General features: G+C 39.9%; 6 protein-coding genes, 5 tRNA genes and 1 pseudogene. 9 read left to right on the top strand and 3 right to left on the bottom strand.

Annotated elements, in window-relative coordinates:
- A pseudogene (locus E7Z79_RS08775) lies at positions 1 to 517 on the bottom strand (4-demethylwyosine synthase TYW1); the annotation flags it as partial.
- Positions 518 to 649: 132 nt separating this feature from the next.
- Between E7Z79_RS08775 and E7Z79_RS08770 the strand changes: the two are divergent.
- From E7Z79_RS08770 to pgk, 4 genes are read left to right on the top strand one after another with little or no spacing between them, the layout of a single operon-like run.
- Positions 650 to 1,519: a hypothetical protein gene (locus tag E7Z79_RS08770; RefSeq protein ID WP_303739577.1), complete on the top strand. Its 870-nt coding sequence runs from the start codon at positions 650 to 652 to the stop codon at positions 1,517 to 1,519.
- A 1-nt stretch (position 1,520) separates the two neighbouring features.
- The gene (locus E7Z79_RS08765; protein ID WP_303739576.1) at positions 1,521 to 2,399 is read left to right on the top strand and encodes a site-specific DNA-methyltransferase; all 879 of its coding nucleotides are present in this window, start codon (positions 1,521 to 1,523) and stop codon (positions 2,397 to 2,399) included.
- Between the two features lie 46 nt (positions 2,400 to 2,445).
- A complete protein-coding gene (gene tpiA / locus E7Z79_RS08760) occupies positions 2,446 to 3,114 on the top strand; it encodes a triose-phosphate isomerase (protein WP_303739575.1) in 669 nt (222 codons plus the stop codon).
- A gap of 9 nt (positions 3,115 to 3,123) precedes the next feature.
- Positions 3,124 to 4,341, top strand: a complete 1,218-nt coding sequence (gene pgk, locus E7Z79_RS08755) for a phosphoglycerate kinase (protein ID WP_303739574.1) — start codon at positions 3,124 to 3,126, stop codon at positions 4,339 to 4,341.
- On the opposite strand, the gene thiE is transcribed toward pgk, so the two are convergent.
- Positions 4,338 to 4,958 (bottom strand): thiamine phosphate synthase, encoded by a 621-nt coding sequence (gene thiE / locus E7Z79_RS08750; RefSeq protein ID WP_303739573.1) that lies wholly within the window; start codon positions 4,956 to 4,958, stop codon positions 4,338 to 4,340. The two genes, pgk and thiE, sit on opposite strands and share 4 nt — an antisense overlap.
- On the bottom strand, positions 4,955 to 5,821 hold the full coding sequence (thiM, locus tag E7Z79_RS08745) for a hydroxyethylthiazole kinase (RefSeq protein WP_303739572.1): 867 nt from the start codon (positions 5,819 to 5,821) through the stop codon (positions 4,955 to 4,957). Before thiM ends, thiE begins: the two co-directional genes overlap by 4 nt.
- 116 nt (positions 5,822 to 5,937) lie before the next feature.
- On the opposite strand from thiM, the gene E7Z79_RS08740 reads away from it, so the two are divergent.
- From E7Z79_RS08740 to E7Z79_RS08720, 5 genes are all read left to right on the top strand, one after another.
- Positions 5,938 to 6,011: transfer RNA gene (locus tag E7Z79_RS08740), tRNA-Thr, on the top strand.
- A gap of 115 nt (positions 6,012 to 6,126) precedes the next feature.
- Positions 6,127 to 6,201, top strand: a tRNA-Pro gene (locus tag E7Z79_RS08735).
- A 6-nt stretch (positions 6,202 to 6,207) separates the two neighbouring features.
- Positions 6,208 to 6,281 (top strand) — tRNA-Tyr (locus tag E7Z79_RS08730).
- A gap of 114 nt (positions 6,282 to 6,395) precedes the next feature.
- Positions 6,396 to 6,467 (top strand) — tRNA-Asp (locus tag E7Z79_RS08725).
- A 31-nt stretch (positions 6,468 to 6,498) separates the two neighbouring features.
- A tRNA-Lys gene (locus E7Z79_RS08720) sits at positions 6,499 to 6,572 on the top strand.
- Positions 6,573 to 6,712 lie beyond the last annotated feature (140 nt).

Raw genomic sequence — 6,712 nt, 5'->3', positions numbered from 1 at the left:
GGTTTCGTAATCTGTCGACGCATTGGCCATTGCTCACCACAAATGTTGTAAAGTCACGTCTGTTGAATTCCCCAATAAGCTCATCTATTTTAGGGTAAAGTGTAGGCTCTCCCGCAAGGGATATTGCCGCATTATTGGGATTTTTCATCTCTTCCAGTTTTTTCTTGTTTGCCTTGTCATTTCCATAAAAACCGCACAGCAGGTTATTCTGTGCCTTGATTGCTTCATCAACGATTACTTTAGGTTCGTCATATTCCTCATCTTCCCAGTTGGTTTGGGTGTATGTCAGGTCTCTCCAGCAGAATTCGCATTCCTGTTGGCAGTTTGGAACTGCCGGTGACATTTGAAGGCATCTGTGGGATTTGATTCCGTAGAATTTCTCCTTATAGCAAACCCCTTTATCTGAAATGCTTTGTCTGGTCCAATGGCAGGTCTTGACTGCAGCATGGCCGTGCTTTCCAACAAACCTGTATCCGCTTTTCTCTAATTTTTCAATTTGGTTTTTTGTAAATGACATAAAATCAAATCTATTTTTAGCTTTTGTAGTATATACATTTTTACAAGTCCAAAGCAATATCACTTTTACTGAACAAAATTTATTTTATCTCATTAAATCTATTTATATGTTTAAGTTTAATAGATAATCATTATGAGATTATGGAATAAAAATCAGGAAAAATTATTCTTCGACAAATCAAAAAATTTCGCAACATACGAACAGCTGTTCTACCGGACCGATGACGGGAGATATGTGTCCTATTGGCCCAAGGGATATTCCGGGGCAAAATCAACGCTCCAGGCAAGAAATTCGCTGATAGGAAACTACACTGAAAAATGGGTCTGTGACCTGCTGAATTTCATGCTTGATGATGAGGAGCTATTTGTCATCCAGCAGGCACAGATTCCGGCTATCGGAATAACTCACAGGTCCCCCGCAGACATCGTCATCTCAAAGGCTAATAAGAAGGTGCTGATGCCTGATGAAGTGAAGCTGATATTTGAAGTGAAGATGTCCCTTGTGTGGAACTGGCAGTATGATGAGACAACAGGTCACGTTAGGGAAATAGGGGACTACAGAACCCATCAGGGCCGTCCAAGCTTCACACGTTCGGACTCGATTTTGAAGGCTATCGGAAAATGCATAGACATAAGGGTTTCAAATGTCCGTGCATCCAAAATCCCGTTGATTGTTTTGGGTAATGCTCCCCTTTCAAATGGATTCTGCAAAAAAGCGGATTACCTGAAAACGTCAGGCATCATCCAGGGGTTCTGGTCGCTGAATCCATTTCCACTGAATCATGGAAACACCAGAAAAAGAAGCCATAAGAACGGGTTCATCAGGATGGATAATGTTGATGAATTAAATATGACTTTGAACCAATTGTTTAAACAGGAATTAAATTTTTTCTCTGGGATGGAAAGTCCTCAAAGGCTGGGTCAGCTGATTGAGATTGCCAACAGGGAAAAGACATATCAGGAAAAGGGATTGAAATTTTTGAATCTCCTAAAGGGGTCTTAACTTGACAAGAAAAACACAAACTAAATCATTCGGTTCGGTGGTGAGGGAATCCCACAACTCAAAGAAATTTTACAGCTCAAAGCTATTTGAGGAATTCAAATTGCCGAAAAGCATAGACTATCTGGAAAATCCTATTCCGGAAAGCAATCTGAATAAATTTTACTGCAAATCAAGTGAGTTGATGGATGAGATACCTGACAGCAGCATTCATCTGATGATAACCTCTCCTCCGTATAATGTTGGAAAGGAATATGATGACGATTTGACGTTGGATGAATATTTGGAGCTTTTGACCAAAGTCTTTGGAGAAGTCTACAAAAAGCTGGTCACAGGCGGAAGGGCATGCGTTAATGTTGCAAACATCGGACGGAAGCCATATATTCCACTGCATGCGATGATTATTGAGATAATGCTGGATTTGGGATTTCTGATGCGCGGAGAAATTATCTGGGACAAGTCCGCCAGTGGAGGAGGATCATGTGCATGGGGAAGCTGGATGTCCGCTTCAAATCCTGTTTTAAGGGATTATCATGAGTACATTCTGGTCTTTTCAAAGGATTCCTATTCAAAGGATAAGAAGCAGGTCAAAAGGGACACCATAGCTCATGACGATTTTATCGAATGGACAAGAAGCGTATGGACATTTCCCGCAGTCAATGCTAAAAAAATCGGTCATCCTGCACCCTTTCCGATTGAACTGCCTCATAGGCTCATAAATCTATACAGCTATGAGGGGGATGTTGTTCTGGACCCCTTCTGCGGAAGCGGAACAACCGCAATTGCAGCCCGGCAAAACAACAGGAACTACATATGCTATGACATTAAACCGGAATATATTGACTTGGCAAAAAGGAGAATTTCCAATCAAAAATTTATTTAATGAGATTAATTAAATATTTAATTAATAAAGTTATTGTGGGATAGATATGGACACTCCAATAGTAATATTGAATTATAAAACTTATTTAGAATCAAGTGGTTTAAAGGCTTTAGAACTTGCACATGACCTGGAAAGTGCTGCCAGCGAATCTGGAATCACTATGGTTGCAGCCCCTCAAGCGGCAGACATCTACAGAATCAGTGAAGAGACTTCACTGCCTATTTTTGCTCAACACATTGATGCAATATCTCCTGGGGGACATACCGGCTCTAACCTCATCAATACATTGATTGATGCGGGAATCAGCGGATCTTTGATTAACCATTCAGAGCAGAGGATGAAGTTGGCAGACATTGATGAAGTGGTAAAATTGTGCAAAGCCAATGAAATCGAATCATGCGTATGCACAAATAATATTGAAACTTCAAAGGCTGTGGCAACACTGGCTCCGGATGCAGTTGCCGTTGAACCTCCTGAACTTATCGGAACCGGAATCCCTGTATCTCAGGCCCAACCTGAAGTCGTTGAGGATACAGTTCGCGAGGTAAAAGCAATCAATAAAGATGTTAAGGTATTGTGCGGTGCAGGCATCACCACCGGAGACGACATGAAGGCGGCTATGGATCTGGGTGCAGATGGAGTATTGCTCGCATCAGGAATTATCAAGGCGGAAAGTCCAAAAGATGCCTTGCTTGACTTGGTAAGTAAATTATAGAGTGAGAAAATGGCTAAGGAATTTAATACAATCGATGATTTTGATGTTGAAGACAAAACAGTGCTTGTGAGAATTGACATTAACTCTCCTGTAGACCCTAGTTCAGGAATTATTTTGGATGACACAAGATTGAAGCTGCATGCCCAAACCGTTAAGGAATTGTCCAATAAGGGGGCAAAGGTAGTGCTTCTTGCCCATCAGTCACGTCCGGGCAAAAAGGACTTTTCAACTTTGGCCCAACATGCTGAAGCATTGTCAGACATCTTAAACTTGAGGGTAAAATATGTTGATTCACTCTTTTCCAATTCTGCAAAAGATGCGATAAAAGCCTTAAGGCCTCATGAAATTCTTTTACTTGAAAATGCAAGATTTTATTCTGAAGAGACTCTTTCAAGAACTCCTTTGGAGCAGTCAAAAACTCATCTTGTAACTCAATTGTCTCCATTAATAGACTATTTCGTTAATGATGCATTTGCAGCGGCCCACAGGTCCCAGGCATCATTGGTAGGATTCACAGTCAACACTCCTTCCGCTGCAGGAAGGGTGATGGAGAAGGAACTGACCGTAATCCAGAGTGCGCTTGACAATGTTGAGCATCCTTGCGTCTTTTTGCTTGGTGGAATGAAGCCTGAAGATTCCATTGATGTTATGGAAAATGTTTTAAGCAACGAAACTGCCGATTCAGTTTTAACAACAGGTATTGTCGGAAACATTGTTTTGTGGGCATCCGGTGCTGACATCGGCGAAGTCAACAAGCAGTTCATTATTTCTAAAGGATATGAGGATATGGTTTCCCGGTCAAAAGAGCTTATTGAAAGGTTTGGGGATAAGGTAAAGTATCCTATAGATGTGGCCTGTCAAATTGATGGAAACAGGGTTGACATTGACAGCAGTGAAATTCCAAATGAATCCATCTTTGATATAGGCGAAAAGACAATTGCATTTTATGCAAAGGAAATCAGAAACGCCAAATATATATTTGCCAATGGTCCTGCAGGGGTATTTGAAGACCCTCAATTTGCAATGGGTACCGAAGATTTGATCAATGCTATGGCCAACTCAGAAGGTTTCACATTAATCGGTGGAGGACACATTGCGGCAGCTACAGCAGGCCTTGGACTGGAAGAATATATGAGCCATTTAAGCAGTGGTGGGGGAGCTTGCATAAGCATGCTTGCCGGTAAAAAATTAGCTGCTGTTGAAGCTTTAAAAAATAGTAAAGATTAGCTATTAAATATTTTTAATAGCTCTTCTGATGATTTTTTTGGATTTTCTGAGCTCATTATTGCACTTACTACAGATAATCCTGCGATTCCAGTATCGGTTAGCTCATGTGCATTGTCTAATGTAATTCCGCCAATGGCTACAACTGGAATATTGATTGATTCCACAATTTCTTTCAAATCTTTTTTTGTAATTTTTGGAGCGTCGTCCTTTGTTGCGGTTGGAAATACCGCTCCAGTTCCAATATAATCGGCGCCATCACTTTCAGCTTTGCGAGCCTCTTCAATGGTGGCTGCTGAAACGCCTACAATCTTATCCGACCCGACTAATGCTCTTGTAACGTCACAAGGCATATCGGATTGGCCGACATGGACACCATCGGCATCGATTGCAAGTGCAACATCGACCCTGTCGTTTATTATTAATGGCACATCATATTTTTGGGTTATTTCCTTTACTTTCAGTGCCAAATTATAGAAGTCAAGTGTGTCAGCGGTCTTTTCTCGAATTTGCACTACACTTACTCCGCCCTTGATTGCTTCTTCAATTGTTTTCAAAAATTTTTCCACATCGTCACTTTTGTCGGTGACAAGATATAGTGATAAGTCTATGTTTTTCATAATATCCTGATGTTTGCTTCTTTTACTAAGGTCTCACTGTCTGTTTTATAGAGATAATCAATTAAGTATGCTCTGAATGAGCCTGTCCCTTCATCATTTGCATCCACTTTTGCCCTTGCCTTTTCACCGGCAATATTCATTGCCAATATTGCAACAAGGCTTCCTTCAAACGGATTGGATCCTCCGATGCAGCTTCCAACAATTGATGATAACATGCATCCGCTGCCGGTTATCAATGGCATCATGTCGTCTCCATTGTCAATGACAACGGTAGTTTCGCCATCGCTTAAAATATCAAGAGGACCACTTGCTAAAATAACTGTATTTAATTTGTCTGCAAGTTCGCAGATTAAATCTCCATTTGCTTTTAGGTTTTCTTCAGTAATTATGTCATCAAGATTAACATCAACGCCTTTTGCAGTGTTGCTTTCATCCAATACTCCTACCAGTTTTGCAATTGCTTTAATTTCACTGATGTTTCCTCTTATTGCAGCGATATCATAATTTTCTATTAAATCCATTGTGGTTCTGTTTCTAAGTTCGGTCACTCCAACCCCTACTGGATCTAAAATGATTGGGGTGTTGGTTTTGTTTGCAGTTTGGGAACTTATTTTCATTGATTTGATTTGGTCTTTACTTAATTTGCCGATGTTGATTACAAGCACGTCGGCTATAGTTACGACTTCTTCAAGTTCTTCTGCATCTTCTGCCATAAATGGGGACCCACCAATAGCAAGCACGGCATTTGCACAGTCATTTATTGTAACAGAATTTGTTATGCAGTGTGTTAAAGCATTTTTTTCTTTAATGCTTTTTAGATTAATTTCAATTCTATTGAGTAATTCTTTTTCAGTATTTATCATGATTATTTATTATAAATTTTTTATTATTTAAATTTTAATGAAAAAGATATGATTTATAGTAAAGTATTTAAATGACTTTTTGTATAAATTATAGTGTTATATGATTTTATTATATTGCCTCGGTGGCTCAGTCTGGTAGAGCGCGAGACTTGTAATCTCGTGGTCGCGGGTTCAATTCCCGTCCGGGGCTTTAATATCATATTTTTATATAACAATTTTTAGATTATTATTGCAATAATCGTAATATTTATATACTTGTAAGTGAAATATTATTATTAGTATGTCATCTACATACATTTGTATGTGGGTCCGTAGGGTAGCTTGGTCGATCCTTTGGGCTTTGGGAGCCTGAGACTCCGGTTCAAATCCGGGCGGACCCATCTTTTCCCGCCTTAGCTCAATTTGGCAGAGCGTTGGACTGTAGATCCAAATGTTGCTGGTTCAAGTCCGGCAGGCGGGATTTTCAATTTATTATTTGGAATCATATATGATTTTTGTGAAAAATTGTTGTTTTTCCATAACATTTATATATGATGAAAATTATATTAATTGATAGTGTACTATTTAAGGATATGCCCTGGTGGTGTAGGGGCTATCATGTGGGCCTGTCGAGCCCGCGACTCGGGTTCAAATCCCGGCCAGGGCGCTCATATCTTAGGTAGTATTAATAGTCATATAGGCCTGTAGCTCAGTCTGGCAGAGCGCCTGGCTTTTAACCAGGCGGCCGCGGGTTCAATTCCCGTCAGGCCTGTTTCTAATTTTATATTTTAACTTTTTTATTTGGAGGAAAAAATTTGAAAATTGATATTCAAGACCATATGCTCGTACCAAAGCATGAAATCATGACTGAAGAAGAGATTTCTGATGAATTTAGTGATGTGGATTATGATT

The sequence above is a fragment of the Methanobrevibacter thaueri genome (assembly GCF_015062905.1).
In the GTDB taxonomy this organism is placed as follows: domain Archaea; phylum Methanobacteriota; class Methanobacteria; order Methanobacteriales; family Methanobacteriaceae; genus Methanocatella; species Methanocatella thaueri_A.
This window is presented reverse-complemented; position numbering and strand designations above follow the sequence as displayed.